The sequence below is a fragment of the Streptomyces sp. NPDC001858 genome (assembly GCF_053594615.1).
Genome location: NZ_JBSFEV010000017.1, coordinates 49,456 through 75,388, shown reverse-complemented (window position 1 = coordinate 75,388; position 25,933 = coordinate 49,456). Strand labels below are relative to the sequence as shown.

General features: G+C 72.3%; 23 protein-coding genes and 1 pseudogene. 16 read left to right on the top strand and 8 right to left on the bottom strand.

Annotated features, from left to right (window positions below; translation table 11 throughout):
* The first annotated feature begins 207 nt into the window (after positions 1 to 207).
* From ACWCPF_RS23670 to ACWCPF_RS23635, 8 genes are all read left to right on the top strand, one after another.
* Positions 208 to 825, top strand: a complete 618-nt coding sequence (locus tag ACWCPF_RS23670) for a TetR family transcriptional regulator (protein ID WP_451047049.1) — start codon at positions 208 to 210, stop codon at positions 823 to 825.
* Between the two features lie 93 nt (positions 826 to 918).
* Entirely contained in the window at positions 919 to 3,156 is a 2,238-nt protein-coding gene (locus ACWCPF_RS23665; protein WP_451047048.1) for a molybdopterin oxidoreductase family protein, read from the top strand.
* Between the two features lie 141 nt (positions 3,157 to 3,297).
* Positions 3,298 to 4,731 carry a CitMHS family transporter gene (locus ACWCPF_RS23660; RefSeq protein WP_451047047.1) on the top strand — a complete coding sequence of 478 codons (1,434 nt, stop codon included), beginning with the start codon at positions 3,298 to 3,300 and terminating at the stop codon, positions 4,729 to 4,731.
* A 19-nt stretch (positions 4,732 to 4,750) separates the two neighbouring features.
* A complete protein-coding gene (locus ACWCPF_RS23655) occupies positions 4,751 to 6,034 on the top strand; it encodes an MFS transporter (RefSeq protein WP_451047046.1) in 1,284 nt (427 codons plus the stop codon).
* 103 nt (positions 6,035 to 6,137) lie between these two features.
* Positions 6,138 to 7,145, top strand: coding sequence for a hypothetical protein (locus ACWCPF_RS23650; protein ID WP_451047045.1), 1,008 nt, complete (start codon positions 6,138 to 6,140; stop codon positions 7,143 to 7,145).
* 55 nt (positions 7,146 to 7,200) lie between these two features.
* Positions 7,201 to 7,833 (top strand): class F sortase, encoded by a 633-nt coding sequence (locus ACWCPF_RS23645; RefSeq protein WP_451047044.1) that lies wholly within the window; start codon positions 7,201 to 7,203, stop codon positions 7,831 to 7,833.
* Positions 7,834 to 7,941: 108 nt separating this feature from the next.
* Positions 7,942 to 9,330 (top strand): aldehyde dehydrogenase family protein, encoded by a 1,389-nt coding sequence (locus ACWCPF_RS23640; RefSeq protein ID WP_451047043.1) that lies wholly within the window; start codon positions 7,942 to 7,944, stop codon positions 9,328 to 9,330.
* A 15-nt stretch (positions 9,331 to 9,345) separates the two neighbouring features.
* The gene (locus ACWCPF_RS23635) at positions 9,346 to 10,452 is read left to right on the top strand and encodes a Zn-dependent alcohol dehydrogenase (protein WP_451047042.1); all 1,107 of its coding nucleotides are present in this window, start codon (positions 9,346 to 9,348) and stop codon (positions 10,450 to 10,452) included.
* A 217-nt stretch (positions 10,453 to 10,669) separates the two neighbouring features.
* Here the strand turns inward: ACWCPF_RS23635 and ACWCPF_RS23630 are convergent, their stop codons facing one another.
* From ACWCPF_RS23630 to ACWCPF_RS23620, 3 genes are all read right to left on the bottom strand, one after another.
* The gene (locus ACWCPF_RS23630) at positions 10,670 to 11,620 is read right to left on the bottom strand and encodes a DMT family transporter (RefSeq protein ID WP_451047126.1); all 951 of its coding nucleotides are present in this window, start codon (positions 11,618 to 11,620) and stop codon (positions 10,670 to 10,672) included.
* Positions 11,621 to 11,691: 71 nt separating this feature from the next.
* Positions 11,692 to 12,441, bottom strand: coding sequence for an ArsR/SmtB family transcription factor (locus ACWCPF_RS23625; RefSeq protein ID WP_451047041.1), 750 nt, complete (start codon positions 12,439 to 12,441; stop codon positions 11,692 to 11,694).
* Between the two features lie 63 nt (positions 12,442 to 12,504).
* Positions 12,505 to 13,146 (bottom strand): TetR/AcrR family transcriptional regulator, encoded by a 642-nt coding sequence (locus ACWCPF_RS23620; protein ID WP_451047040.1) that lies wholly within the window; start codon positions 13,144 to 13,146, stop codon positions 12,505 to 12,507.
* A 75-nt stretch (positions 13,147 to 13,221) separates the two neighbouring features.
* Here ACWCPF_RS23620 and ACWCPF_RS23615 point away from each other — a divergent pair, with 75 nt between their 5' ends.
* From ACWCPF_RS23615 to ACWCPF_RS23605, 3 genes are all read left to right on the top strand, one after another.
* Entirely contained in the window at positions 13,222 to 14,373 is a 1,152-nt protein-coding gene (locus ACWCPF_RS23615) for an acyl-CoA dehydrogenase family protein (RefSeq protein WP_451047039.1), read from the top strand.
* Between the two features lie 58 nt (positions 14,374 to 14,431).
* The gene (locus ACWCPF_RS23610; RefSeq protein WP_451047038.1) at positions 14,432 to 14,674 is read left to right on the top strand and encodes a YiaA/YiaB family inner membrane protein; all 243 of its coding nucleotides are present in this window, start codon (positions 14,432 to 14,434) and stop codon (positions 14,672 to 14,674) included.
* A gap of 91 nt (positions 14,675 to 14,765) precedes the next feature.
* Positions 14,766 to 15,392 carry a TetR/AcrR family transcriptional regulator gene (locus ACWCPF_RS23605; RefSeq protein WP_451047037.1) on the top strand — a complete coding sequence of 209 codons (627 nt, stop codon included), beginning with the start codon at positions 14,766 to 14,768 and terminating at the stop codon, positions 15,390 to 15,392.
* Positions 15,393 to 15,408: 16 nt separating this feature from the next.
* On the opposite strand, the gene ACWCPF_RS23600 is transcribed toward ACWCPF_RS23605, so the two are convergent.
* Positions 15,409 to 15,870, bottom strand: coding sequence for a MaoC family dehydratase (locus ACWCPF_RS23600; protein ID WP_451047036.1), 462 nt, complete (start codon positions 15,868 to 15,870; stop codon positions 15,409 to 15,411).
* A 93-nt stretch (positions 15,871 to 15,963) separates the two neighbouring features.
* On the opposite strand from ACWCPF_RS23600, the gene soxR reads away from it, so the two are divergent.
* On the top strand, positions 15,964 to 16,434 hold the full coding sequence (gene soxR / locus ACWCPF_RS23595; RefSeq protein ID WP_451047035.1) for a redox-sensitive transcriptional activator SoxR: 471 nt from the start codon (positions 15,964 to 15,966) through the stop codon (positions 16,432 to 16,434).
* Between the two features lie 37 nt (positions 16,435 to 16,471).
* On the opposite strand, the gene ACWCPF_RS23590 is transcribed toward soxR, so the two are convergent.
* Positions 16,472 to 17,539: an RNA ligase (ATP) gene (locus ACWCPF_RS23590; protein ID WP_451047034.1), complete on the bottom strand. Its 1,068-nt coding sequence runs from the start codon at positions 17,537 to 17,539 to the stop codon at positions 16,472 to 16,474.
* A 303-nt stretch (positions 17,540 to 17,842) separates the two neighbouring features.
* Entirely contained in the window at positions 17,843 to 18,445 is a 603-nt protein-coding gene (locus tag ACWCPF_RS23585; protein WP_451047033.1) for a hypothetical protein, read from the bottom strand.
* A gap of 211 nt (positions 18,446 to 18,656) precedes the next feature.
* On the opposite strand from ACWCPF_RS23585, the gene ACWCPF_RS23580 reads away from it, so the two are divergent.
* The gene (locus ACWCPF_RS23580) at positions 18,657 to 21,443 is read left to right on the top strand and encodes a penicillin acylase family protein (protein WP_451047032.1); all 2,787 of its coding nucleotides are present in this window, start codon (positions 18,657 to 18,659) and stop codon (positions 21,441 to 21,443) included.
* A 72-nt stretch (positions 21,444 to 21,515) separates the two neighbouring features.
* On the opposite strand, the gene ACWCPF_RS23575 is transcribed toward ACWCPF_RS23580, so the two are convergent.
* On the bottom strand, positions 21,516 to 22,835 hold the full coding sequence (locus ACWCPF_RS23575; protein ID WP_451047031.1) for a serine-threonine protein kinase: 1,320 nt from the start codon (positions 22,833 to 22,835) through the stop codon (positions 21,516 to 21,518).
* A gap of 229 nt (positions 22,836 to 23,064) precedes the next feature.
* On the opposite strand from ACWCPF_RS23575, the gene ACWCPF_RS23570 reads away from it, so the two are divergent.
* The 3 genes and pseudogenes from ACWCPF_RS23570 (at position 23,065) to ACWCPF_RS23560 (ending at position 24,697) form a co-directional block, all read left to right on the top strand.
* The gene (locus ACWCPF_RS23570) at positions 23,065 to 23,829 is read left to right on the top strand and encodes an SDR family oxidoreductase (RefSeq protein ID WP_451047030.1); all 765 of its coding nucleotides are present in this window, start codon (positions 23,065 to 23,067) and stop codon (positions 23,827 to 23,829) included.
* A pseudogene (locus ACWCPF_RS23565) lies at positions 23,826 to 24,080 on the top strand (AMP-binding enzyme); the annotation flags it as partial. The gene ACWCPF_RS23570 and the pseudogene ACWCPF_RS23565, both read left to right, overlap by 4 nt.
* Positions 24,081 to 24,103: 23 nt before the next feature.
* Positions 24,104 to 24,697, top strand: coding sequence for a TetR/AcrR family transcriptional regulator (locus ACWCPF_RS23560; RefSeq protein WP_451047029.1), 594 nt, complete (start codon positions 24,104 to 24,106; stop codon positions 24,695 to 24,697).
* Positions 24,698 to 24,716: 19 nt separating this feature from the next.
* On the opposite strand, the gene ACWCPF_RS23555 is transcribed toward ACWCPF_RS23560, so the two are convergent.
* Positions 24,717 to 25,931, bottom strand: coding sequence for an acyl-CoA dehydrogenase family protein (locus ACWCPF_RS23555; RefSeq protein ID WP_451047028.1), 1,215 nt, complete (start codon positions 25,929 to 25,931; stop codon positions 24,717 to 24,719).
* Positions 25,932 to 25,933: the final 2 nt, after the last annotated feature.

Sequence of the window (25,933 nt, the reverse complement as noted above, 5' to 3'; positions counted from 1 at the left end):
GCGCCCCGCCCGCGATGCGCTCCGCTGGACGTGCCGCGATGTGCCGTCGTTCTGCTGCGGCGCCGTCGGGGCTGGTCGCGCAGTTCCTCGCGCCCCTTTGGGGCGCTGCCGACTTCGCCCGACCTGCCGAGCCGTCCCGATGGGTGCATCAGGCATCTTTCTCCGTACCCGGGGGCGAGGTTCACCTGGCCGCGGGGGAAAGGCATCATGAGGCCCGTGCCCCAAGCGACATCTCTCCGTCGTGCGCCCGTGCAGCGGCGCAGTGCCGAACGGCTGACCAGGATTCTCGACGCCTGCGCCGACCTGCTGGACGAGGTCGGCTACGACGCCCTGAGCACCCGCGCCGTCGCCGAGCGCGCCGGCGTCCCCATCGGCTCCGTCTACCGCTTCTTCGGCAACAAGCGGCAGATGGCCGACGCGCTCGCGCAGCGCAACCTCGAGCACTACTCCGAGCGCGTGACCGAGCGGCTCAAGGGGGCCCGCCGGGGGGACTGGCGGGCCGCCATGGACGCCGTGCTGGACGAGTACCTGGCCATGAAGCGCACCGCGCCCGGGTTCTCCCTCGTCGACTTCGGCAACCAGATCCCGGTCGGCGCCCGGCACGCCGAGCCCAACCACCGCGTCGCCGACCGCCTCACCACCCTGCTCTCCGACTATCTCGTCCGTGCGCCCGACGACGATCTGCGCCGCACCTTCCTGATCGCCGTGGAGACCGCCGACACCCTCGTCCACCTGGCCTTCCGGGTGGATCCGGAGGGCGACGCCAAGGTGATCGACGAGACGCGCGTACTGCTGCGGTCGTATCTGGCGCGGGTGCTGGACTGAGGGGTCGCCCCGAGGCCCTCCCCTGCCTGCGTACCGGTCGGTATGCTCGGTCGCAGTCCGTGCGTCATCGTTGCCGCCGCTCCAGGAGGACCCGTGTCCCGCACCGCTCTGCGAATCTGCCCCCTGTGCGAGGCCACCTGCGGGCTGACGCTCACCATCGAGGGGACCAAGGTCACCGGCGCCCGCGGCGACCGCGAGGACGTCTTCAGCAAGGGCTTCATCTGCCCCAAGGGCGCCTCCTTCGGCGCCGTCGACGCGGACCCCGACCGGCTCCGCACACCCCTCGTGCGCCGGGACGGCGAGCTGTGCGAGGCCACCTGGGCGGAGGCCTTCGACGCCGTGGCCGCCGGGATCCGGCCGGCCGTCGAGCGGTACGGGGCGAACTCCGTCGGCGTCGTCCTCGGCAACCCCAACGTGCACACCATGGCCGGCGCGCTCTACCCGACTCTCCTGATCGCCGGCCTCGGCACCCGCAGCCTCTTCACCGCCTCCACCGTCGACCAGATGCCCAAGCACGTCTCCAGCGGACTGCTCTTCGGCGACGCCCTCGCGATCCCGGTGCCGGACCTCGACCACACCGACCATCTCCTCCTCATCGGCGCCAACCCCCTGGAATCCAACGGGAGCCTGTGCACCGCCCCCGACTTCCCCGGCAAGCTCAAGGCGCTCAAGGCCCGCGGCGGCGCCCTCACCGTCATCGACCCGCGCCGCACCCGCACCGCCAAGCTCGCCGACCGGCACATCCCGATCCGGCCGGGCACCGACGCGCTGCTCCTCGCCGCGATGGCGCACACGCTGTTCGAGGAAAGCCTGGTGGACCTCGGGGAGCTGGCCCCGCACGTCGAAGGCCTCGACGAACTCGCCGAGTCCGTACGGGACTTCACCCCTGAGGCGGTCAGCGCCGCCTGTGACGTGGACGCCGGGCTCATCCGCACCCTGGCCCGCGAACTCGCCGCCGCCCCCACGGCCGCCGTCTACGGCCGCATCGGCAGCTGCACGGTCCCCTACGGCACCCTCGCCAGCTGGCTCGTCGACGTCCTCAACATCCTCACCGGCAACCTGGACCGGCCCGGCGGCGCGCTCTTCCCGCAGGCCGCCACCGACCGCACCCCCCGCCCCGCCGGCCCCGGCCACGGCTTCCGGCTCGCCCGCTGGCGCTCCCGGGTCAGCGGGCACCCCGAGGCCAAGGGCGAGCTGCCGCTGTCCGCGCTCGCCGAGGAGATCGACACCGCGACCCCGGAGGGCGAACCGGTCCGCGCGCTCATCGCCGTCGCCGCCAACCCCGTGCTGTCCGCCCCGGACGGCGACCGGCTCGACAAGGCGCTCGACTCGCTCGACTTCATGGTCAGCGTCGACCCCTACCTCAACGAGACCTCCCGCCACGCCGACGTCGTGCTGCCCCCGCCGCCGCCCTCGCAGAGCCCGCACCACGACTTCGCCTTCAACACCCTCGCCGTCCGCAACCAGGTCCGCTACAACCGCGCGGCCGTCCCGCTGGAGCCGGGCCGGATGGCCGAGACCGAGATCCTCGCCCGGCTGATCCTCGTCGCGACCGGCATGCACGGCGCGGACCCGTCGGCCGTCGACGACCTCGTCATCGGCCAGACCCTCGGCAAGGCCGTCACCGAAGCGCACTCGCCCGTGCACGGCCGCGACCCCCGGGAACTCGCCGCGCAACTGGTCGGCGAGAGCGGCCCCGAGCGCCGCCTCGACCTGATGCTGCGCCTGGGCCCCTACGGCGACGGCTTCGGCGCCCGCCCGGACGGCCTCGGCCTGGCCCGGCTGCTCGCCGCCCCGCACGGCATCGACCTCGGACCGCTGCGCCCCCGGCTGCCCCAGCCGCTCAAGACCCGCAGCGGACGGATCGAACTGCTCCCGCAGCCGATCGCCGACGATCTCCCGCGCCTGCGCGAGGGACTGCGGCGCGAGCCGGACGGCCTCGTCCTCGTCGGGCGGCGGCATCTGCGGTCCAACAACAGCTGGATGCACAACGTGCCCGCCCTCACCGGCGGCACCAACCGCTGCACCCTGCACATCCACCCCGAGGACGCCGAACGGCTCGGCGTGCGCGACGGCGCGCCGGTGCGGGTCAAGGGCGCCGGAGGCGAGGTCACGGCCCCGGCGGAGGTCACCGACGCAGTGCGCCGGGGCGTCGTCAGCCTGCCGCACGGCTGGGGCCACGATCGCCCCGGCACCCGGCTCCGCCATGCCGCCGTCGACCCCGGCGTCAACGTCAACCAGCTCCTCGACGGCAGCCTGCTCGACCCGCTGTCCGGCAACGCGGTCCTCAACGGAGTGCCGGTGGAATGCGCCGCCGTCGTGGCCCTGTGAGCTGAGCAAAGCCGTGACCTGGAGTTTTGCGCTTATTGCTCGCACGTCAACGTCTTGTTAACACCAATTGAACAGACCTAACGTCATCGCACCGCCGACCCCCAGGTGGGATGTTCAAGGGCGAACGTTAGGTGTCCACTCATGCTGACCATCCTCGGCTTCACCATGATCGCGACCTTCTTGGTCCTGATCATGCTGAAGAAGATGTCGCCGATCGCGGCGCTCGTACTGATCCCGGCATTGTTCTGCGTCTTCGTCGGGAAGGGCGCCAAGCTCGGTGACTACGTCATCGACGGCGTCACCAGCCTCGCCCCCACCGCGGCGATGCTCATGTTCGCGATCGTCTACTTCGGTGTGATGATCGACGTCGGCCTCTTCGACCCGATCGTCCGGGGCATCCTGAAGTTCTGCAAGGCCGACCCGCTGCGCATCGTCGTCGGCACGGCGCTGCTCGCCGCGATCGTCTCCCTGGACGGCGACGGCTCCACCACCTTCATGATCACCGTCTCGGCGATGTACCCGCTGTACAAGCGCCTGAAGATGAGCCTGGTCGTGATGACCGGTGTCGCGGCCATGGCCAACGGCGTGATGAACACGCTGCCCTGGGGCGGGCCGACCGCCCGTGCCGCCACCGCGCTGAAGCTCGACGCCAGCGACATCTTCGTGCCGATGATCCCCGCGCTGGCCGTGGGCCTGGTCTTCGTCATCGCCCTCTCCTACATCCTCGGCCGCCGCGAGCGCGCCCGGCTCGGCGTGCTGACGCTGGACGAGGTGCTGGTGGAGAAGAAGACGCTGGTGGAGGAGAAGGTCGAGCAGACGGAGACCGTGCTCGTCGGCGCCGGCGCCGGCTCCGGCAGCGACAAGTCCGCCACCCCGGCCGCAGGCTCCGGCGGAGCCGTCGCACTCGGCGACGACGACGAGGAAGAGGACGACTTCAAGGGCCTCGACCCGCACCGGGCCACCCTGCGCCCCAAGCTGTACTGGTTCAACGCGCTGCTCACGGTCTCCCTGCTGACCGCCATGATCATGGAGTGGCTGCCGATCCCGGTGCTGTTCCTGCTCGGCGCCGCGCTCGCCCTCACCGTCAACTTCCCGCACATCCCCTCCCAGCGGGAGCGGCTCGCCGCCCACGCCGACAACGTCCTCAACGTCTCCGGCATGGTCTTCGCCGCGGCCGTCTTCACCGGCGTGCTGCAGGGCACCGGCATGGTCGACCACATGGCCAAGTGGATGGTCGACGTCATCCCCGAGGGCATGGGCCCGCACATGGCGCTCGTCACCGGCGTCCTGAGCCTCCCGCTCACCTACTTCATGTCGAACGACGGCTTCTACTTCGGCGTCCTGCCCGTCCTCGCCGAGGCCGGTGCGGCGCACGGCGTCTCCCCGCTGGAGATGGCCCGCGCCTCGCTCGTCGGCCAGCCCCTGCACATGTCCAGCCCGCTGGTCCCGGCCGTCTACGTCCTCGTCGGCATGGCGAAGGTCGAGTTCGGCGACCACACGAGGTTCGTCGTCAAGTGGGCCGCCCTCACCTGCCTGGTGATCCTCGGCGCGGGCATGCTGTTCGGGATCATCTGACCCACCCCTGGAGGAACTTGTGAGGCCCGGTAGGAACCGCGGCTGGCTGCTCCGCCTCGTCATCGCCTTCGGCTTCGCGCAGGGGGCGGTGTCGATGGCCCGGCCCGCCGTCTCCTACCGGGCCCTCGCGCTGGGCGCCGACGAGCGGGCGGTCGGCGTCATCGCGGGCGTGTACGCGCTGTTGCCCCTCTTCGCGGCCGTGCCGCTCGGCCGCCGCACCGACCACGGCCGCTGCGCGCCCCTGCTGCCCGTCGGCGTGGTCCTCATATCCGGCGGCTGCGTGCTGAGCGGCCTCGCCGGCTCGCTGTGGACGATGGCCCTGTGGAGCGGGGTGATGGGCCTCGGCCACCTCTGCTTCGTCATCGGCGCCCAGTCGCTGGTCGCCCGCCAGTCCGCGCCGCACGAACAGGACCGCAACTTCGGCCACTTCACGATCGGCGCCTCCCTCGGCCAGCTGATCGGCCCCGTGGCGGCCGGCGCGCTGATCGGCGGTCCCGACATGGCGGGCAGCAGCGCGCTGGCCCTGCTCGTCGCGGGGGCGGGCTGCGCGGTCGCGTTCACCTCGCTGTGGCGTATCGAGCACCGCGACACCCGGCCCAAGTCCCGTGCGGGCGACGGCGATCGGGTCCCCGTCGGCCGGATCCTGCATGCCCGGGGCGTCCCCGCCGGCATCCTCATCAGCCTGTCCGTGCTGTCCGCGACCGACATCCTCACCGCCTATCTGCCGGTGGTCGGCGAACACCGGGGCATCGCGCCGTCCGTGATCGGCGTCCTGCTCAGCGTCCGCGCGGCGGCCTCCATCGCCTGCCGGCTCGTCCTGACCCCGCTGCTGCGGCTGCTCGGGCGGACGGCGCTGCTCACCGTGACCTGTCTGCTGGCGGCCCTGCTGTGCGCCGCGATCGCGCTGCCGGTGCCGGTCTGGGGGCTCGGCGTGATCCTCGCGCTGCTGGGCTTCTGCCTCGGCGTCGGGCAGCCGCTCTCCATGACGACGGTCGTCCAGGCGGCCCCCGACGGCGCCCGGTCCACCGCCCTCGCGCTGCGCCTCACCGGCAACCGGCTCGGCCAGGTCGCCGCGCCCGCCGCGGCGGGTCTGGTGGCCGGGGTCGCGGGCGTGGCCGCGCCGTTCGTGATGCTGGGGGCGCTGCTGCTGATGTCGTCCGGGGTGGCGGTGCGGGCGCCGGGGGAGCCGGGAGGGCCGGGAGGGCCGCGCGAGCCCCGCGAGCCCCGCGGGGGAGGGGGCTCGGGGGCGTCCTCGGCCGGACGGCGCTCCGGATCGCGGTTGCGCCGGTCGAGCGATGTCTGACGGCGCGTCGGTCGGCGCTCCCACAGTCGGGGGCGTCGATGTGAAAGAGAGTCAGGTGCGAGAACGATTTGTATGAAAATCGTCCTGACTCGGAGGAATGCACATGTCCACCTCGACGCTCCCGTCCGCCCGCGGCTCCCGCCTCGGCGCCACGGCCCTCACGGTGCTGGCCGCGGCGGGATTCACCTGCCTCGCCGCGCCGTCCGCCATGGCCGTAGGGGAAGCCGGAGACATCAGGATCCACCGCGAGCAGGTACCCCCCGGCGTCTCGAAGGACGACCCGGTGGCCTGCCGCTTCTACCTCGACGCCGCGAACTTCGCCGACCTCAAGGCCGTCACCTACACCATCAAGGCGAAGCCCCCCACCAACGGCACGGCCACCGTGACCGGCACCATCGACCTGACCCAGGGCGCCGGGCACACCGACACGCTGGGGCTGGCCGAGGGCTCGTACACGCTCAGCTGGGACCTTCCCGCCGCCGATGGCGGGGTCGTCGCCTCGACCCGGGTGAAGGTCTTCAGGGTCAACTGCCGTGAGAACGGCGGACGCGGCGGGAACCAGGGTCCGAACCGGCCGATCACGGACGACGGTCAGGAGGCCGCGGCCCCGGGCGGCCCGGCCGGCGGCGACGAGACGCCCACGGGCCAGACCGCCACGGGCCAGACCGCAACCGGTCAGACCGCCACGGGCCAGACCGCCACGGGCCAGACTGCCACGGGCCAGACCGCAACCGGTCAGACCGCCACCGGCCAGACGGCGGTCGGCGAGAACGCCGCAGGCCAGACGGCCGCCGATCAGAGCGCCACGGGCCAGACCGCCACGGGCCAGACCGCCACCGGTCAGGGCGGCACGACCGCCACGGGCCAGGGCGGCACGACCGCCACGGGTCGGGGCGGCAGCGCGCAGAGCGGCACCGCGCAGGGCGGCAGTGCCTGGAGCGGCGAGAAGGGCGGCGCTCCGGCGGGCGGCGTCCACGCGGGCGGCGGCGGCCTCGCCGACCCCGCGCGGGCCTTCACCCCGCTGGCCGGGGCCGCGGCCGTCGGTCTGGTGGCCGTGGGCGGCGTCGCGTACTTCCGACTGACCCGTCGGCGCACGCACGGTGCCGCGTAGGCGCGCACGCAGGCCCTGGCACCGGACTCGCGCCTTTCGCCTCACCAGGACGGCCGTGCTCGCGGTCGTGCTGGTGACGGCGGGAGTCCGGTGCGGGGGGCACGACGTTCCGGTCGCCCCGGCGCAGGCCGGGGCCCCGGGCGCCCCGGCCGCCGGGGGCGGCGCGGACGAGGACGAGCGGACGACGGGCAAGAAGGCGTCCGAGCCCCGCAAGCCTCCTCCCCGCCCGCTGCCCCGGTCCCCGGCGACCACCCTGCACGTGCCCTCGCTGGGCATCGTCGCGCCGATCATGCCGCTGCGGCTCGGCCCCGACCGGCACCTTGGGACCCCGCCGCTCGACAAGCCCAAGCTCGTCGGCTGGTACGCCGGGGGCCCCACCCCGGGGGAGCGGGGCACCGCCGTCGCCGTCGGACACCGCGACACCAAGACCGGCCCCGCGGTTTTCGCCGGGCTCGCGCGGGTGGCCCGGGGCGCCAGGATCGAGGCCCGGCGCGCGGACGGGCGCACCGCCGTCTACACCGTCGACCGGGTACGGGTCTTCGACAAGGCCACCTTCCCCGACAAGGAGGTCTACGGTCCGACCCGCCGCCCCGAGCTCCGCGTCCTCACCTGCGGCGGCCTGTTCCGCCATGCGACGGGCTACACCAGCAACGTCGTGGTCTTCGCCCACCTGACGGCAACCCGCTGACCCGCTGCCCCACAACCACGTCGAGTGTCCCCGGCCGTCCTCTGGTGCCTTAAAACTATCGACGCTAGTTTAGGTCGCGGTCGACGAGCACCGCCCGGAGGGAACGCGATGAAGGCACACGACGGCATCTACCTGGACGGCGCGTGGCGCCCGGCCGCGGGCCAGGCCGTGATCGAGGTCGTCGACCCGGTGGACGAACAGGTGATCGGCCGGGTCCCGGCGGGCGACGCCGTCGACGTCGACGCCGCCGTACGGGCCGCCCGCGCCGCCCTGCCGGGCTGGGCCGCGACCCCGCCCGCCGAGCGCGCCGCCCGGCTGGCCGCACTGCGGGACGTCCTGGCCGCCCGCAAGGAAGAGATCGCCGAGACCGTCACCGCAGAACTCGGCTCGCCCCCGGCCTTCTCCCAGGCGGTCCACGCGGCCGTGCCGATCGCGGTCGCCGGCTCCTACGCCGAGCTGGCCGCGACCCACTCCTTCGAGGAGCGGGTCGGCAACTCGACCGTCTTCCACGAGCCGATCGGCGTGGTCGGCGCGATCACCCCCTGGAACTACCCGCTCCACCAGATCGTCGCCAAGGTCGCCCCGGCGCTCGCCGCGGGCTGCACCGTGGTCCTCAAGCCCGCCGAGGACACCCCGCTCGTCGCCCAGCTCTTCGCCGAGGCGGTCCATGCCGCGGGCGTCCCGGCCGGCGTCTTCAACCTCGTCACCGGCCTCGGCCCGGTCGCCGGCCGGGCGCTCGCCGAACACCCCGACGTCGACCTGGTCTCCTTCACCGGCTCCACGGCCGTCGGAAAGCAGATCGCCGCGACGGCGGGCGCGGCCGTCAAGAAGGTCGCCCTCGAACTCGGCGGCAAGTCCGCCAACGTGATCCTGCCCGGCGCGGATCTCGCCAGGGCGGTGAACGTCGGCGTCGCCAACGTGATGTCCAACTCGGGCCAGACGTGCAGCGCCTGGACCCGGATGCTCGTCCACCGCGACCGGTACGAGGAGGCGGTCGCGCTCGCCGCGGCGGCGGCCGCCAAGTACGGCGAGCGCATCGGCCCCGTCGTCAGCGCCGCGCAGCAGGCGCGGGTGCGCGGTTACATCGAGAAGGGCGTGGCCGAGGGCGCGCGGCTGGTCGCGGGCGGCCCCGAAGCCCCGCGCACACCGGGCTACTTCGTCAGCCCCACGGTCTTCGCCGACGTGACCCCCGACATGACCGTCGCCCAGGAGGAGATCTTCGGCCCGGTCCTGACCGTCCTGCGCTACGAGGACGAGGACGACGCCCTGCGCATCGCCAACGGCACGGTGTACGGGCTCGCGGGCGCGGTCTGGGCCGGCGACGAGGCGACGGCGGTGGCCTTCGCCCGCCGGATGGACACCGGCCAGGTCGACATCAACGGCGGCCGCTTCAACCCCCTCGCCCCCTTCGGCGGTTACAAGCAGTCGGGCGTCGGCCGCGAACTCGGCGCGCACGGTCTCGCCGAGTACCTCCAGACCAAGTCCCTCCAGTTCTAAGGGAGTCAGCCCGCCATGGCCCTGCGAGCCGCCGCCCGACCGTTCGTCCGCGCCGCCGTGCTGCCCGCCGTCGGCGCTCCGTTGGAGATCAGGGAGATCGACCTGCCGGAGCCCGGCCCCGGCCGGGTCCGCGTCCGGCTCGCCGCCGTCGGCGTCTGCCACTCCGACCTGTCGCTGTCCGACGGCCGCCTGCGGGTGCCGGTCCCGGCGGTCCTGGGGCACGAGGGCGCCGGCACGGTCGTCTCCGTCGGCGAGGGAGTCGAACACCTCGCGCCCGGCGCCGGCGTCGTCCTCAACTGGGCTCCGTCCTGCGGCCGTTGCCATGCCTGCTCGCTCGGCGAGGTCTGGCTGTGCGCCAACGCCCTCAACGGCGCCGCCGAGGTCTACGCCCGCACGGCGGACGGCCTCGACCTCCACCCGGGCCTGAACGTGGCCGCCTTCGCCGAGGAGACGGTCGTCCCGGCCTCCTGTCTGCTGCCCCTGCCCGACGGCATCCCCCTCACCGACGCGGCCCTCCTCGGCTGCGCGGTGCTCACCGGCTACGGCGCGATCCACCACTGCGCCCGGGTCCGACCCGGCGAGACGGTCGCCGTGTTCGGCGTCGGCGGGGTCGGCCTGGCCACCCTCCAGGCGGCCCGCATCGCCGGCGCCTCGACGATCGTCGCCGTCGACGTCTCCGCGGAGAAGGAGGAGCTGGCGCGGGCGGCGGGCGCGACCGAGTACGTCGTCGCCTCCGCGCAGACCGCCCGCGAGATCCGCGCCCTCACCGGCAAGCAGGGCGTCGACGTGGCCGTCGAGTGCGTGGGCCGCGCGGTCACCATCCGCACGGCGTGGGAGTCCACCCGACGCGGCGGGCGCACCACGGTCGTCGGCATCGGCGGCAAGGACCAGCAGGTCACCTTCAACGCGCTGGAACTCTTCCACTGGGGAAGGACCCTCTCCGGCTGCGTCTACGGAAACTGCGACCCGGCCGAGGACCTCCCGGTGCTCGCCGAACACGTCCGGGCCGGCCGGCTGGACCTCTCCGCCCTCGTGACCGAGCGGATCGCCCTGGACGGCATCCCGGCGGCCTTCGACAACATGCTGGCCGGCAAGGGCGGCCGGGCCCTGGTGGTTTTCTAGGGGCGCCGCGGAGCGCTCCGCGATGTGCCGTCGTTGTGCTGCGGCGCCGTTGTGGCTGGTTGCGCAGTTCCCCGCGCCCCTTGAGGGCGCTGCCGAACCGGAGTTGGCTTCGTCCGAGTCGGCGCGATGTGGCGTCGTTTTGCTGCGGCGCCGTTGTGGCCGGTCGCGCAGTTCCTCGCGCCCCTTCGGGGCGCTGCCTCGGCTTCGGCCGATCTGTTTAGGACGCTTTGCGGTCAAGGTTCCGCTCGGGGCGTGGCCCCGTCGGCCGCGGAGCGCCCTCCAGGCCCGCAGGTGCTTTCGGTTGCGAGCGTGACACGGCCACGCCTGCGAGACACAGGGCTCCGCCTGCCAGTGTGAGCGGGCCCGGCACCTCGCCCAGTGCCAGCCACGACATCAGCACGACCAGCGCGGGCACCGCGTACGTCGTCGCGCCCATGCGGCTCGCCGTCGTCCGGGCCAGGGCGTACGCCCAGGTGGTGAAGGCCAGCGCGGTCGGGAAGACGCCCAGGTAGACCATGTTGAGCGTCGCCGAGAGCGGCGCGTCGGCCGTCTCGTGCGCCAACTGCCCGGCGAACGGCAGACACACCACCGCCCCGACGACACACCCGAACGTCGTCACCTGCAGCGCGCTCGCCCGGGCCAGCGCCGGCTTCTGCGCGACCACCCCGCCCGCGTAGCCGACGGCGGCGAGCAGACACAGGACCACCCCGAGCACCGACGCGCCGCCCTCGCCCGACATCGACAGCCCCACGGCCACCGCGCCGGTGAACGACACCGCCATCCCGGCCAGCAGCCGCGGCGGCATCTCGTCCCCGAGCAGCCGCGCGCCGAGCAGGGCTATGAGAATCGGCCCGATGTTGACGACCAGGGCCGCCGTCCCCGCGTCCACCTGCTGCTCGCCCCAGTTGAGCACCACCATGTAGAAGCCGAACCACAGCACGCCCGACACGGCGATCCCGCGCCAGGCGGCCCTCGGCGGCCACCCCGTCCGCCGTACCGCGCAGACGACTCCCAGCACCGCGGCCCCGCAGACCAGCCGCCCGAGCGCCAGCGCCCCGGGCGAGTACGCGTCGCCCGCACTGCGGATCGACACGAAGGCGGAGGCCCACAGCACGACGGTGACGGTGGCCGCGGCGCCCGCGAGCAGGGGGGTGTGGCGGGGAGTCATCATTCTCCTGAGGCTACGAAGGGGACGCTTGCAGAGCTCGCGGATTTCGGTCGTGCGTGTGCGGGGGTGTCTCAGCGGAGCGAGGCTGCCTCGATGCCGAGCAGGTCGTGCAGCGCCCGCTCTCCCGACGGAGTCACCTTCACCGCCCGCTCCGTGCCGATGCGCACGCACCAGCCGGTGTCGAAGGCGTGCCGGCACAGGGCCGCGCCCGCGGCGCCCGCCAGGTGGGGGCGGCGCTCGGTCCAGTCGAGACAGGCGCGGGCGAGCGGACGTCGGGTCGTGCGGTCCAGCGCGATGCCGTGGCCCGCGAACCACCGCAGCCCCGCCTCGGTCAGCCCGGCCTGCCCGGCCTGTCCATCCAGGTCCAGCAGTCCCTGTGCCGTGAGGGCGTCGGTGACGGTGATGCCGAGGCGGCCGGCGAGGTGGTCGTAGCAGGTGCGGGCCCGGGCCATCGCCGATCCGGCGGTCGAGGCGCGCAGGCCGCGCGGACGGCGGGCGGGGTCCGGGGCGACCTCGGCGGCGAGGTCCTCCAGGAGCTGGGCGACCCGGGTGTCGGCCAGCCGTACGTACCGGTGCCGGCCCTGCCGTTCCTCGGCCAGCAGCCCGCCCGCGACCAGCTTGCCCAGGTGCTCGCTCAGCGTCGACGCGGCCACTCCCGCGTGCCGGGCCAGCTCGCCCGCGGTCCAGGCCCGCCCGTCGAGCAGCGCCAGCAGACAGGCGGCCCGGGTCTCGTCGGCGACGAGACCGGCGAGGGCGGCCAGCCCCGGGGCCCGTGCGTCCCGGCGGTTCCCGGTGTCCTTGATGCTCACGCCTTCCAGCATGAGCGACGGACACTTCGGCGCCCGCCGAAGTGTGTCAGCCTCACGGTGTCCGCCCGAACGGTGTCAGCCGAGTTGTTCGAACTGGTGGGCCAGCCCGGTCAGCAGCGCCGTCAGGCCGGTTTCGAACGCCCGCTCGTCGATCTTCTCCTGCTGCTCGGCCAGGAGGTGGGCCTGGCCCAGATGCGGATAGTCGGCGGGGTCGTACGCGCTCACGTCGTCGACGAAGCCGCCGGCGAAGGAGCCGAGCGCGGAGCCCATGATGAAGTAGCGCATCAGCGCGCCGATGGAGGTGGCCTGCGCGGGCGGCCAGCCGGCCCGGACCATCGCGCCGTACACCGCGTCGGCGAGGCGCAGTCCGGCGGGGCGGCGGCCGGGGCCCCGGGCGAGCACCGGGACGATGTTCGGGTGGTCGCGCAGGGCGGCCCGGTAGGAGACGGCCCAGTCGTGCAGCGCGGTCCGCCACTCCCGGCCGTCCTCGAACATCGACAGATCGACCTGGGCGCTCACCGAGTCCGCGACGGCCTCCAGGATCTCGTCCTTGGTGCGGAAGTGGTTGTACAGCGAGGGCCCGCTCACCCCGAGTTCGGCCGCGAGCCGGCGCGTCGAGACGGCCGCGAGGCCTTCCGCGTCCACGAGCGCCCGGGCGGTCTCGATGATCCGGTCGGTGCTGAGGAGGGGCTTGCGCGGTCGGGCCATGGCGCACATAGTAGGGCTGCGCAACAGAAACTAGCAGTGCTAATTTATCGCGTTGATCCAGCTGATCCGAGGGTGCGGGCGGTCATGAATCTGGGGCTCAGTGAGGAGCAGGCGGCCGTCCAGCGGCTCGCCAGGGACTTCGTGGAGCGCGAGATCGCGCCGCACGCGGTCGCCTGGGACCGTGCCGAGGAGGTGGACCGGTCCCTCGTCAAGAAGCTCGGCGAGGTCGGCTTCCTCGGGCTGACCGTCGACGAGGAGTACGGCGGCTCGGGCGGCGACCATCTCGCCTACTGCCTGGTCACGGAGGAACTCGGTCGCGGCGACTCCTCCGTGCGCGGGATCGTCTCCGTCTCGCTCGGGCTGGTCGCCAAGACGATCGCCGCCTGGGGCAGCGAGGAGCAGAAGCGGCGCTGGCTGCCGGGGCTGACCTCCGGCGAGACCGTCGGCTGCTTCGGTCTGACCGAACCCGGCACCGGCTCGGACGCGGGCAACCTGACCACCCGCGCGGTCCGCGACGGCGACTCGTACGTCATCGACGGCGCCAAGATGTTCATCACCAACGGCGCCTGGGCCGACGTCGTCCTGCTCTTCGCCCGCTCGACGGACGCCCCGGGACACAAGGGCGTCTCCGCCTTCCTCGTGCCGACCGACACCCCCGGCCTGACCCGCCGCACCATCCACGGCAAGCTCGGCCTGCGCGGCCAGACCACCGCCGAACTGGTCCTGGACGGCGTCCGGGTGCCCGCCTCCGGGCTGCTCGCCCCCGAGGGCAAGGGCTTCTCGGTCGCGATGTCGGCGCTGGCCAAGGGGCGGATGTCGGTCGCGGCGGGCTGCGTCGGCATCGCGCAGGCCGCCCTGGACGCGGCGGTGCGCTACGCCGGCGAACGCGAGCAGTTCGGCAGGAGCATCGCCCACCACCAGCTCGTCCAGGAACTGATCAGCGACATCGCGGTCGACGTCGACGCGGCGAGGCTGCTGACCTGGCGGGTCGCCGACCTGATCGACCGGGGCCTGCCCTTCGCCACCGAGTCCTCCAAGGCCAAGCTCTTCGCCTCGGAGGCCGCCGTCCGCGCCGCCAACAACGCCCTCCAGGTCTTCGGCGGCTACGGCTACATCGACGAGTACCCGGCGGGCAAACTCCTGCGCGACGCCCGCGTGATGACCCTCTACGAGGGCACGAGCCAGATCCAGAAGCTGGTCATCGGGCGGGCGCTGACCGGGGTTTCGGCGTTCTGAGTACCTTCTGAGTAGCTCGACGGATGTGCCGGCGGCCGCGCTCGGCGAGGCTGCTGCCATGAGTGAGACACCGGGCAAGCAGAACACCGCCGCCTTCTACGGCCAGGCGGTCGCGTCCTTCGCCGTGGCGATGGCGGCGACGGCCATCGGCATCTTCAAGCTGAACGCCGACGCCTGGGTGCGCGGCTTCCTCGCGATCGCCGTCCTCTACCTCGTGACGTCCGCCTTCACCCTCGCCAAGGTGATCAGGGACAAGCAGGACGCGGCGGCCCGCACGTACAGCCCGTTCGAAAAGCTCTGAGCGGACCGAAAAGCTCTGAGCGGGCACTCTAAGCGGGCGCTCAGCTTCGGCGGTATGGTGTAGCTCCGGTACCGAGAGGGGCGAACGAGCGATGACTGCGGCGCAGGAGACGTCCGGCGGCGAGATCGAGCCGTGGGAAGAGGTCACCCCTGACGCGGCCCGGCGACTGCTCGTCGCCGCCGTGGAGGCCTTCGCCGAGCGCGGCTACCACGCGACGACGACCCGGGACATCGCGGGCCGCGCGGGGATGAGCCCGGCCGCCCTCTACATCCACTACAAGACCAAGGAAGAGCTGCTCCACCGCATCAGCCGGATCGGCCACGACCGCGCGCTGGACATCCTGCGCACGGCGGCCGCCGGCGACGGCGACGCCACCCGGCGGCTCGCGGACGCGGTCAGCTCCTTCGTCCGCTGGCACGCCGGGCGGCGCACCACCGCGCGGGTCGTCCAGTACGAACTGGACGCGCTCGGCCCCGAGGCCCGCGCCGAGATCCTCGACCTGCGCCGCCAGGTCGACGCCGAGGTGCGCGGGATCATCGAGGACGGCGTGGCGAGCGGCGAGTTCGATGTGCCGGACGTCCGCGGCACGACCCTCGCCGTGCTGTCCCTCTGCATCGACGTGGCCCGCTGGTTCAACGTCGACGGCCCCCGCACGCCCGAAGAGGTCGGCGCGCTGTACGCCGACCTCGTGCTGCGGATGGTGGGCGCGGCGAAGTAGCGCCTACGGGTAGTGCCTACAGGTAGTACCGGGACACCGACTCCGCCACGCACACCGGCTTGTCCCCGCCCTCGCGCTCCACCGTGAAGGCGACGCTGACCTGGACGCCGCCGGTCACGTCCTCGACGCCGGTGATCTTCGCGGTGGCGCGCAGCCGCGAGCCGACGGGCACGGGGGAGGGGAAACGGACCTTGTTCGTCCCGTAGTTGACGCCCATCTTGACGTTCTCGACCTTGATCAGCTGCGGCCCGAACAGCGGCAGCAAGGACAGAGTCAGATAGCCGTGCGCGATCGTGGTCCCGAACGGGCCGGCGGCGGCCTTCTCCGGGTCGACGTGGATCCACTGGTGATCGCCGGTGGCCTCCGCGAAGAGATCGATGCGCTTCTGGTCGACGTCCAGCCAGTCGGTGTGCCCCAGCTGCTCGCCCACCGCCGACTTCAGTTCCTCGGCGGACGTGAAGATCCTCGGCTCTGCCATGTGTCTCCGGCCCTCTCGCACGATGTCCTACTAAGCGACTGCTTAGCATGGTGGGGATGGGGGCGCATGTCAACGATGGGTAGGGTTCGAGGGGTGCCGCAGATTCCCGAGAAGATCCATGAGCTCACGGTCGGCCAGCTCGCCGCGCGCAGCGGCGCCGCCGTCTCCGCCCTGCACTTCTACGAGTCCAAGGGCCTGATCAGCAGCCGTCGCACCACGGGCAACCAGCGCCGCTACCACCGCGACACGCTGCGCCGCGTCGCGTTCGTCCGGGCGGCGCAGCGGGTCGGCATCCCGCTGGCCACCATCCGCGAGGCGCTCGCCGAGCTCCCCGAGGAGCGCACCCCGACCCGCGAGGACTGGGCCCGTCTGTCCCGCGCGTGGCGTGCGGAGCTGGACGAACGCATCAAGCAGCTCAACCGGCTGCGCGACCACCTCACCGACTGCATCGGCTGCGGCTGTCTGTCCCTCGCCACCTGCGTCCTGTCCAACCCGGACGACGTCTTCGGCGAAAGCGCATCGGGCTCCCGGCTGCTGGTGGAGCGCACGAGGGGGCGCGGCTGACCCGGACAGGCCCACGCGCCGCGCCCCCGGCCGCCCGCTACTCGTACTCGGTGCCGCCCTTCCGGGTCAGATACGCCCCGCTCACCGCCTTGGCGATCGCCCGTCCCCCCGTCACCGGGCTGTACCGCTCGACGGCCGGCCGGATCACCACGCCCTCGCGCAGATGCAGTTCGCGTCCGGACACCGTCTCGCGGCCGGTCGCGATCTCCAGCACGCGCTCGCTGTCGTACGGTCCCTCGAACAGGCGGGGCACGAGCGGCAGTCGGCCCGCCAGCAGCTCCGCCGCGTCCAGCCAGCGCACCGTCCCGTCGATCTCCGCGGACACGTCGAACACCGCGTAGCCGAGGGTGTCGCGTCGTCCGTCCGCGCCGTAGCTCAGGTCCTGCACGCCCGCTCCGTACACCTCGCCGAAGATCCCGACTCGGCGTGCGCCCAGTCGCTCGGCGATCTCGGCCGCCGCCTCGGCGACCCCGTGGCCGCGCACGGCACGCCAGTACAGGTTGCGCGGGTCCTCCGCCAGGGCGAGGGACTTCGCGCCGAAGCCCTTCGAGGAGACGTGCACCCGATCCTCGTCCGCGACATACGTCAGCAGGCACGCCGTGCCGTGGAGTTTCTCGGTGAGGACCACCGGCTCGCCGGGTTCGAAGATGCCGGGGTAGCGCTGGATGTTCTCGATGTCGACCCACGGCAGCAGCTCCAGGGCCGCCTCGACCTCGCCGCTCATCGTCGGCGGGATCGGCGGCACCCACTTGACGATGCCGAGCCGCTCCGCGAAGTCGGCGCCCTCGGCCGCGGCGAGCGCCAGGTCGACGTCCGCCAGTGCCTTCGGGCGGCACACGATCCCCTGCGACAGCTCGCCCCGCAGCCGCACCGCCTTGACCCGGTCCGAGTTGCTGCCCGCCAGCCGCCCGGTCAGCCCCAGCTCCTCGACCAGCTCGGTCGGCAGCACCGACTGCTCGGGGATGTAGAGGGCCGCCTCGCCGGTTCGGTAGGCGCCCTTCGCGACGACGGCCCGGTACAGGCCGACCTGGGCCAGTTCGAGGGCGTCCGCGTTGGGGTGTTCGTGGACGGTCAGCACTTCGGCGGTGACGCGCAGCGTCGACATGGGGGCTCCTTCAGGACCGCGTACGGGTTCCTCGGCTCGGTTCCATCGCCCCAACTCTCCCCGCAGGGAAAGGGATGGAGCCACCCGATTAGCGGCTGGTAGCCTCCCGCGCTTCGCCGGCCCGGCGGGAACAGGGGGGTGCGGCATCCCCAGCGCACCCCCGTCGTGCCCTCGCACCCCCGTCGTGCCCTCGCATCCCCACTCGTGCCCTCGCACCCCCGTAGTGCTCTCGCGCCCCCGGCGTGCTGTTCAGGTCGGGCGTGGGCCGACCTCGGGCGGAGCCACGGGGCCGGTGTCAGGGACTCAGGCCGACACCAGCAGCCGCCCGCGCCTGGCACAGGCCAGGGCTTCGGGGGTGAGGACGGGGCGCGGTACGAGGATTCCGCAGTCCGCGCAGACCGGACCCGCCGACGGTTCGTGATCCAGCTCGTACTTCCACGGGAGCCGCTCGCCGCCGCACACCGGGCAGCCCGAGCCCGGTTCCCGCTTGAGCGCGGCGATCAGCCTGCGCAGTACCTCGGCCAGCGACTCACGGGGGTGAAGTCGCGGGTCGTCGCACCAGGCGACGCCGAAGCCGCCCCAGGTCAGCCGGTGCCAGTCGTCCACACTGCCGGGCCTGCGCAGCCCGCCGTGCTTCTCCTTCCTGCGGCGCTCGGCGAACTCGACCTCATAGGCCAGCCACACCGCCCGCGCCTCCTCCAACTCGTCCAGCGCGGCCACGAGCCGCGCCGGGTCGGGGGAGCGGTCCTCCGGACCGAACCCGGCGCGTGAGCTGAGGTGGTCCCAGGTCGCCCGGTGCCCGTAGGGGGCGAACCGCTCCAGGCACTTACGCAGCGAATACCGCCGCAGTGCCAGATCGCACCGAGGGTCTCGCACCTGTCTTGCCAGACTTCGGAAACCCGCCATCGCCTTGCACCTCCGTCACATCTGCACCTGTACTTCGGTCACTTCGGCGTCGTCGTACGGACGTCGTCGAATAGACGTATCGACATGCGATTCGGCTCCATCCGATTTTCCGATGACCTCCCCCTGCCGAAAACTTGACGCATGTTCATCTTCAAACTCGGGGATACCGCCGGTAACCTTCCGCCGACCCCCCTGTCGCTAGGAGCAGCCGATGCCACGGCGAACCCCCCGAACAACTCTCGACAGACTGAGAACTCCCGGCAGATTCCCCGGGTTCCTGAAGACCGCCTCCGTATGCGCGCTGATTGCCGGACTTTTGTCGCCGCTTTCCCAAACGGCGGTCGCCGCCGAGGTCACGGCCGCGAACGACTACTGCGGCGGCCAGTGCTCCGACATCCTGCCGCCCGGCCAGAACGGCAACGCGACCCTCGCCCAGATCCTCCTCAACCAGGCCTTCGGCACCCAACCCGAGCACGCCGAGGACCAGTTGGGCCCCTACGCCAACCTGGCCAAGGGCTACTCCACGCTCACCAACGCCACGATCAACACGTTCTTCAACGACGCGTCGTTCGGAGTCTCCGCCGATCAAGTCGCCTCCACTCTCAATCCCGCCGGCCGTACGGACGTGACGATCGTCCGGGACAAGAAGACGGGCGTCCCGCACATCACCGGTACCACCAGATACGGCACGGAGTTCGGCGCCGGATATGCGGCGGCCCAGGACCGGCTGTGGCTGATGGACGTCTTCCGCCACGTCGGCCGCGGCCGGCTCACGACGTTCGCCGGCGGCGACCCGTCCAACCAGGGTCTCGAGCAGCAGTTCTGGCGCAATGCTCCGTACACCGAGGCAGACCTCCAGGCCCAGATCGACAACGCCGTGGCGAACAACGGCGCCCGCGGCCAGCAGGCACTCGCCGACGCCAACGCCTATCTGGCAGGCGTCAACGCCTATATCGACGCCTCCGACAGCGGCCGCTACTTCCCCGGTGAATACGTCCTCACCGGGCACAAGGACTCAATCACCAACGCCGGCACCATCGACCACTTCAAGATCACCGATCTGGTGGCGCTGGCCTCGGTCATCGGCGCGCTCTTCGGCTCCGGCGGCGGAGGAGAGGTCAACAACGCCATCTCGCTGCTCGCCGCACAGGAGAAATACGGCGTCACGCAGGGCACCCAGGTCTGGGAGGCGTTCCGCGAACGCAACGACCCCGAGGCCGTCCTCACCGTCCACGACGGCGAGAGCTTCCCGTACGCGACCAAGCCCGCGAACCCGCAGGGCGCGGCCCTGCCCGACGCCGGCTCGGTGACCACGCAACCGCTGATCTACGACGCCACCGGCACCGGCGGGGACGCGAGCGCGAGCGCCGCCTCCGCCACGGCGACCGCCACCGCGCTGAGCTCGGCCAAGCGCGGCATGTCCAACGCCCTCGTGGTCAGCGGCGACGCCACGGCCGGCGGACACCCGATCGCCGTCTTCGGACCGCAGACCGGCTACTTCGCCCCGCAGCTGCTCATGCTCCAGGAGATCCAGGGCCCGGGCATCAGCGCCCGCGGCGCCTCCTTCGCGGGCCTGAGCATGTACGTCGAGCTCGGCCGCGGCCAGGACTACGCGTGGAGCGCCACGACCTCCGGCCAGGACATCATCGACACCTACGCGGTCGAACTGTGCCAGGACGACTACCACTACCTGTACCGCGGCACCTGCACGGCCATGGACGTGGTGGAGCAGAAGAACGCCTGGAAGCCGACCACCGCGGACGACACGGCCGTGGGCTCGTACACGATGCGCGTCTACCGCACCAAGTACGGTCCCGTGGAGTACCGGGCGACCGTGGGCGGCAAGAAGGTCGCCTACACCACCCTGCGCTCGTCGTACATGCACGAGGCCGACTCGATCATCGGCTTCCAGATGCTGAACGACCCGGACTACGTCAAGAGCCCGCAGACCTTCCAGAGCGCGGTGCAGCACATCAACTACACCTTCAACTGGTTCTACGCCGACTCCACCCACACCGCCTACTACAACAGCGGCGACAACCCGGTGCGCGCGAGCGGCGTCGACGCCGAGTTCCCGGTCTGGGCGCAGGCGGCGTACGAGTGGAAGAACTGGGTGCCGGCCACCAACACGGCCGAGTACACGCCGGCCTCGGCGCACCCCAACTCCATCGACCAGGACTACTACATCTCCTGGAACAACAAACAGGCCCTGGACTACTCGACGGCCTCCTGGGGCGACGGGTCCGTGCACCGCGGCAACCTGCTCGAGAACCGGGTGAAGAAGCTGGTCGCGGCCGGCGGCGTCACGCGCGCGTCGCTGACCAAGGCGATGGCGGACGCGGCGCTCGCCGACCTGCGCGCCGAGGACGTCCTGCCGGACCTGCTGAAGGTGATCAACAGCTCCACGGTCACCGACTCCACCGCGGCGGCGGCCGTGACCAAGCTCCAGACCTGGCTCACGGCTGGCGGCAAACGCACGGAGACCACGGCCGGCTCCAAGACCTACGCCAACGCCGACGCGATCCGCATCCTGGACGCCTGGTGGCCGCTGCTGGTCAAGGCCGAGTTCGAACCCGGCCTCGGGACGCCCCTCTACACCGCGTTCACCGCCAACCTGCCCGTCGACGAGGCCCCGTCCGCGGCCCACGGACCGACCGGGGCGCACGCCGGAAGCTCCTTCCAGTACGGCTGGTGGAGCTACGTCGACAAGGACATCCGGGCCGTGCTCGGCGAGTCGGTACAGGGCGGGCTGACGCAGAAGTACTGCGGCGGCGGCACCCTCACCGGCTGCCGGGACGTCCTCATCAGCACCCTGAAGACGGCGGCCGGCCGGACCGCGGCCCAGGTCTACCCCGGCGACGCCCTGTGCGCGGCCGGCAACCAGTGGTGCGCCGACTCGATCGTCCAGCGCACCCTCGGCGGCATCAAGCACGGCAACATCAGCTGGCAGAACCGGCCCACCTTCCAGCAGGTGGTGGAGTTCACCTCGCACCGCTGAGCCTGCACCGATGAGCTCGTACCGATGAGCCCGTGAAAGACGGCGGCGGGCCGGGTCCTCCACCGGACGTCCTCAGTGGACGCGGCCCGCCGCCAGCACCACCCGCGCCAGCTCGGGGTGCACGATGTCACTGTGCGCCCCGGCCGGCGCCCCACCGCGGCGGACCACCTCGGACGCGTCCACGTTCACACAGCCCGCGGCCGGCAGCCGTCCGGCCAGCGCCTCGGCGAGCGTGCACGCGCGCGTGCCCGGCACCGCCTGCACCCCGTCGTGCCCCATCGCACCCCACTTCGCGCCCAGCACGCTCCCGACGCCGAACTCCTCGACCGCCCCGCGCGCGTCCCCCGCCATCCGCGAGGCCAGCGGGTACATCGTGCTCAGCGCCTGGTCGAAGGAGGAGTAACAGCACACCAGCGGGCCGTCGATACGGTTCTGCTGCCCCTGGAGCACCCCGCCCGCGCGCGTGTCGTGCGGCAGCCGCGCGGAGAACGCGTAGTGCGAGAACGCCCCTTGCAGCAGCGTCACGGACTTCACCGTGCGCACACCCTCCGGCAGCCCGAGCAGCGCGAACGACACCAGCCGCCCGCCGAAGCTGTGCCCCACCAGATGCACCCGGACGCCGGGCGCCACCGCGGCCAGCCGCCCGACGAACGGGCCGAGTCCCCGTTCACCGACCGTCCCCGCGCGCCGTTTCATCGCGTAGTAGGTCGCCTGCCGCAGCAGCTCGTGCGCCCCGTCCCACGGGTTGGGAACACTGAACTCCTGGACACCCGACGGGGATTCGAGTCCGGCCAGGGCGCGGGCGAACTCCTCGCAGGCCTCCGCCGTCGAGCCGGTGAGCATCTCCGGCTCGTCCTGCGGCACCCCTTCCGCCAGCGTGTCCGCGGCGAACAGCGCCTGCGGTCCCGGCGGCACCACGTCCACGAGCAGCCGCAACAGCCGTCCGAACTCCTCCAGCTCGGCCTCCTCGGGCGGCCGCTGCTCCAGCATCCGCCCGATCCGGTCGACCACCGTGGCCCGGCCCGGGAACGTCTCCAGGAGGGCGTGCCGGGTGTCCTCGTCCAGTGCCGGGCGGTGCGCCGGCCCGGCCGCCACCGACCGCGGGAAGTCCGGGATCGGCTCGTCCGAGAACCGCATCGACGGCCATACGACGCCCACGTAACCGATCTTCGCGGCCGGGGCGAGCGAGGGGATCGGGGCGAAGAAGCGGCTGTAGAGGCCGGTCGCGCCGGAGCGGTCGCTGTTCCAGCCGTGCGAGAAGACGATCAGATGCTGCACGCCGCGCCGTTTCACCTCGGTCAGCAGCCGGTCGCGCCGCGTGCCGTCGACGTCCCCGTCGGCGTCGAAAGTCAGTTCCCAGTAGGGAGTCACGCTCATCGCCGGATCCGCCATGACAGGCCCCCTCGTCCCCCGAAGTGGTGCGCCAGCTGCGCGCATCGTCCTGCCAACCGCCGCACTTGGCCATACGTCACGGCTGATCCGCACAAAAGACGATCCTCACGGGTCCGCCGGGGCGCGCGTACCCCGCGGCCGACCCTTTCCTGATACATACCGACCGGTTAGTCTGACGGCGGAGCCGATTCGTGCCGCAGTCGTGCCGCAGTCGCGTCGAAGGAGACCGATGGTGGAAGCCGTGCAGGATGCCGGAGTGGTCGTGACCGGAGCGGGGGGCGGCATCGGGGCCGCGCTGGCCCGCCGCTTCGCCGCCGAGGGGGCCCGGGTCGTCGTCAACGACCTGGACGCGGACCGGGCGCGCGCCGTCGCCGACGAGATCGGCGGCATCGCGGTTCCGGGCGACGCCTCGGCCGTCGTCGAGGCGGCCCGGCAGGCGCTCGGCGGCACGGTCGACGTGTACTGCGCCAACGCCGGAGTCGCCTCGGGCGGCTCGGAGGCGGCCGAGGAGGCCGTCTGGGCACAGGCCTGGGACGTCAACGTCATGGCCCATGTCCGCGCGGCGCACGCACTGCTGCCGGACTGGCTGGAGCGCGGCCGGGGCCGGTTCGTCTCCACCGTCTCCGCGGCCGGGCTGCTCACGATGATCGGCGCCGCGCCCTACAGCGTCACCAAGCACGGCGCGTACGCCTTCGCCGAGTGGCTGTCGCTGACCTACCGGCACCGCGGGATCAAGGTCCACGCGATCTGTCCCCAGGGCGTGCGCACCGACATGCTGGACGCCACCGGCAGCGCGGGCGACCTGGTGCTCAAGCCGACCGCGATCGAGCCGCAGGACGTCGCGGACGCCCTGTTCAAGGGCATCGCCGAGGACCGCTTCCTGATCCTGCCGCACCCCGAGGTCGCCGGGTACTACCAGGTGCGCGCGGGCGACCCCGACCGCTGGCTGACCAACATGAACCACCTCCAGCAGAAGTGGGAGGCCGCCGGATGACCCACCCGGCGGTGCGCGAGGCGGCTGTGGTCGGGGTGCCGGACGGCTGTCGCGGCGAGACCGTCAAGGCGTACATCGGTCTGCGCCCCGGCGCCGACGCGGATGCCGATACGCTCGCCGCCTACTGCAAGGACAGACTGGCGGCCTACAAGTGTCCGCGTCAGGTGGAGATCCTGCCCGCCCTGCCCAAGACGGCGAGTGGGAAGATCCTCCGTCGGGAACTGCGTTCCCGCGCGCACGACAGCCGGTAGAGACGAAGCGAGAGGTGGCGGCAGTGCCCAGGACGACGGACGGCGAGGGGACCCCCGTGCCGCAGCGGCTGCTGGCCGCCGCCACCCGGCTCTTCGCCGAGCAGGGCTACGACCGCACCTCGGTGCAGGAGATCGTGGAGGCGGCCGGCGTCACCAAGGGGGCGCTGTACCACTACTTCGGCTCCAAGGACGACCTTCTGCACGAGGTGTACGCGCGCGTGCTGCGCGTCCAGCAGGAGCGCCTGGACGCCTTCGCGAACGCCGACGCGCCGATCGAGCAGCGGCTGCGGGCCGCGGCGGCGGACGTCGTCGTCACGACGATCGAGAACCTCGACGACGCGATGATCTTCTTCCGGTCGATGCACCATCTGAGCCCGGAGAAGAACAAGCAGGTCCGAGCCGAGCGGCGGCGCTATCACGAACGGTTCCGCGCGCTCGTCGAGGAGGGCCAGGAGTCCGGCGTCTTCTCCACGGCGACCCCGGCCGACCTGGTCGTGGACTACCACTTCGGGTCCGTGCACCATCTGTCGACCTGGTACCGGCCGGGCGGGCCGATGAGCCCCCAGGAGGTCGCCGACCACCTGGCCGACCTGCTGCTGCGGGCGCTGCGTCCGTAGCGGCGCCCGCACCGCAGGCCTACAGGTACTTCTTCAGCTCCCGTCGCGCCAGCGACCGCTGGTGCACCTCGTCCGGGCCGTCGGCGATCATCAGGGTCCGCGCGCTCGCGTACAGCTCGGCCAGCGGGAAGTCCTGGCTGACGCCGCCCGCGCCGTGCAGCTGGATCGCGCGGTCGATGATGTCGACGACCGCGCGGGGCGTCGCGATCTTGATGGCCTGGATCTCGGTGTGGGCGCCCCGGTTGCCGACCGTGTCCATCATCCAGGCGGTCTTCAGCACCAGCAGCCGCAGCTGCTCCACCGTCACGCGCGCGTCCGCGATCCAGTTGTGGATCACGCCCTGCCGGGCCAGCGAGGTGCCGAAGGCGTCACGGGAGACGGCCCGCCGGCACATCAGCTCGATCGCCCGCTCCGCCATGCCGATCAGCCGCATGCAGTGGTGGATGCGGCCGGGGCCGAGCCGGGCCTGGGCGATGGCGAAGCCGCCGCCCTCCTCGCCGACCAGGTTCGTCACCGGCACGCGCGCGTGGTCGAAGAGCACCTCGGCGTGGCCGCCGTGGGAGTGGTCCTCGTACCCGAAGACCTTCATCGCGCGCTTCACGGTGACACCGGGCGTGTCGCGCGGGACCAGGACCATGGACTGCTGGCGGCGCGGATCGGCGCCGTCCGGGTCCGTCTTGCCCATCACGATGAAGATCCGGCAGTCCGGGTTCATCGCCCCGGAGATGTACCACTTGCGGCCCGTGACGACGTACTCGTCGCCGTCGCGCTCGATGTGCGTGGTGATGTTGGTGGCGTCCGAGGAGGCCACGTCCGGCTCGGTCATCGCGAACGCCGAGCGGATCTCACCGGCCAGCAGCGGCTCCAGCCACTGCTTCTGCTGCCGCTCGTCGCCGAACTGCGCCAGCACCTCCATGTTCCCGGTGTCCGGCGCGGCGCAGTTCAGGGCCGTCGGCGCCAGATGCGGGGAGCGGCCGGTGATCTCGGCCAGCGGCGCGTACTGCAGGTTCGTCAGACCGGCGCCGTGCTCGGCGTCGGGCAGGAAGAGGTTCCACAGGCCCTGCCTGCGCGCCTCCGCCTTCAGCTCCTCCACCACGGCCGGGGTGTCCCACGGCGAGGCGAGCAGCGCGCGCTGCTCCTCGGCGACGGCCTCGGCCGGGTAGACGTACTCGTCCATGAAGGCGAGCAGCCTGGCGCGGAGTTCCTCGGTGCGGGCGTCGAACGCGAAGTCCATGC

What these genes read in the sequence shown, in the direction of transcription:
- ACWCPF_RS23625 (WP_451047041.1), bottom strand. Translation starts at nt 12,441, where the DNA reads ATGCTGGAAGGCGTGAGCATCAAGGACACCGGGAACCGCCGGGACGCA.
- ACWCPF_RS23640 (WP_451047043.1), top strand. Translation starts at nt 7,942, where the DNA reads ATGAAGGCACACGACGGCATCTACCTGGACGGCGCGTGGCGCCCGGCC.
- ACWCPF_RS23575 (WP_451047031.1), bottom strand. Translation starts at nt 22,835, where the DNA reads ATGGCGGATCCGGCGATGAGCGTGACTCCCTACTGGGAACTGACTTTC.
- ACWCPF_RS23615 (WP_451047039.1), top strand. Translation starts at nt 13,222, where the DNA reads ATGAATCTGGGGCTCAGTGAGGAGCAGGCGGCCGTCCAGCGGCTCGCC.
- ACWCPF_RS23660 (WP_451047047.1), top strand. Translation starts at nt 3,298, where the DNA reads ATGCTGACCATCCTCGGCTTCACCATGATCGCGACCTTCTTGGTCCTG.
- ACWCPF_RS23580 (WP_451047032.1), top strand. Translation starts at nt 18,657, where the DNA reads ATGCCACGGCGAACCCCCCGAACAACTCTCGACAGACTGAGAACTCCC.
- ACWCPF_RS23590 (WP_451047034.1), bottom strand. Translation starts at nt 17,539, where the DNA reads ATGTCGACGCTGCGCGTCACCGCCGAAGTGCTGACCGTCCACGAACAC.
- ACWCPF_RS23610 (WP_451047038.1), top strand. Translation starts at nt 14,432, where the DNA reads ATGAGTGAGACACCGGGCAAGCAGAACACCGCCGCCTTCTACGGCCAG.
- ACWCPF_RS23585 (WP_451047033.1), bottom strand. Translation starts at nt 18,445, where the DNA reads ATGGCGGGTTTCCGAAGTCTGGCAAGACAGGTGCGAGACCCTCGGTGC.
- ACWCPF_RS23630 (WP_451047126.1), bottom strand. Translation starts at nt 11,620, where the DNA reads ATGACTCCCCGCCACACCCCCCTGCTCGCGGGCGCCGCGGCCACCGTC.
- ACWCPF_RS23555 (WP_451047028.1), bottom strand. Translation starts at nt 25,931, where the DNA reads ATGGACTTCGCGTTCGACGCCCGCACCGAGGAACTCCGCGCCAGGCTG.
- ACWCPF_RS23600 (WP_451047036.1), bottom strand. Translation starts at nt 15,870, where the DNA reads ATGGCAGAGCCGAGGATCTTCACGTCCGCCGAGGAACTGAAGTCGGCG.
- ACWCPF_RS23605 (WP_451047037.1), top strand. Translation starts at nt 14,766, where the DNA reads ATGACTGCGGCGCAGGAGACGTCCGGCGGCGAGATCGAGCCGTGGGAA.
- ACWCPF_RS23670 (WP_451047049.1), top strand. Translation starts at nt 208, where the DNA reads ATGAGGCCCGTGCCCCAAGCGACATCTCTCCGTCGTGCGCCCGTGCAG.
- ACWCPF_RS23570 (WP_451047030.1), top strand. Translation starts at nt 23,065, where the DNA reads ATGGTGGAAGCCGTGCAGGATGCCGGAGTGGTCGTGACCGGAGCGGGG.
- ACWCPF_RS23650 (WP_451047045.1), top strand. Translation starts at nt 6,138, where the DNA reads ATGTCCACCTCGACGCTCCCGTCCGCCCGCGGCTCCCGCCTCGGCGCC.
- ACWCPF_RS23620 (WP_451047040.1), bottom strand. Translation starts at nt 13,146, where the DNA reads ATGTGCGCCATGGCCCGACCGCGCAAGCCCCTCCTCAGCACCGACCGG.
- ACWCPF_RS23635 (WP_451047042.1), top strand. Translation starts at nt 9,346, where the DNA reads ATGGCCCTGCGAGCCGCCGCCCGACCGTTCGTCCGCGCCGCCGTGCTG.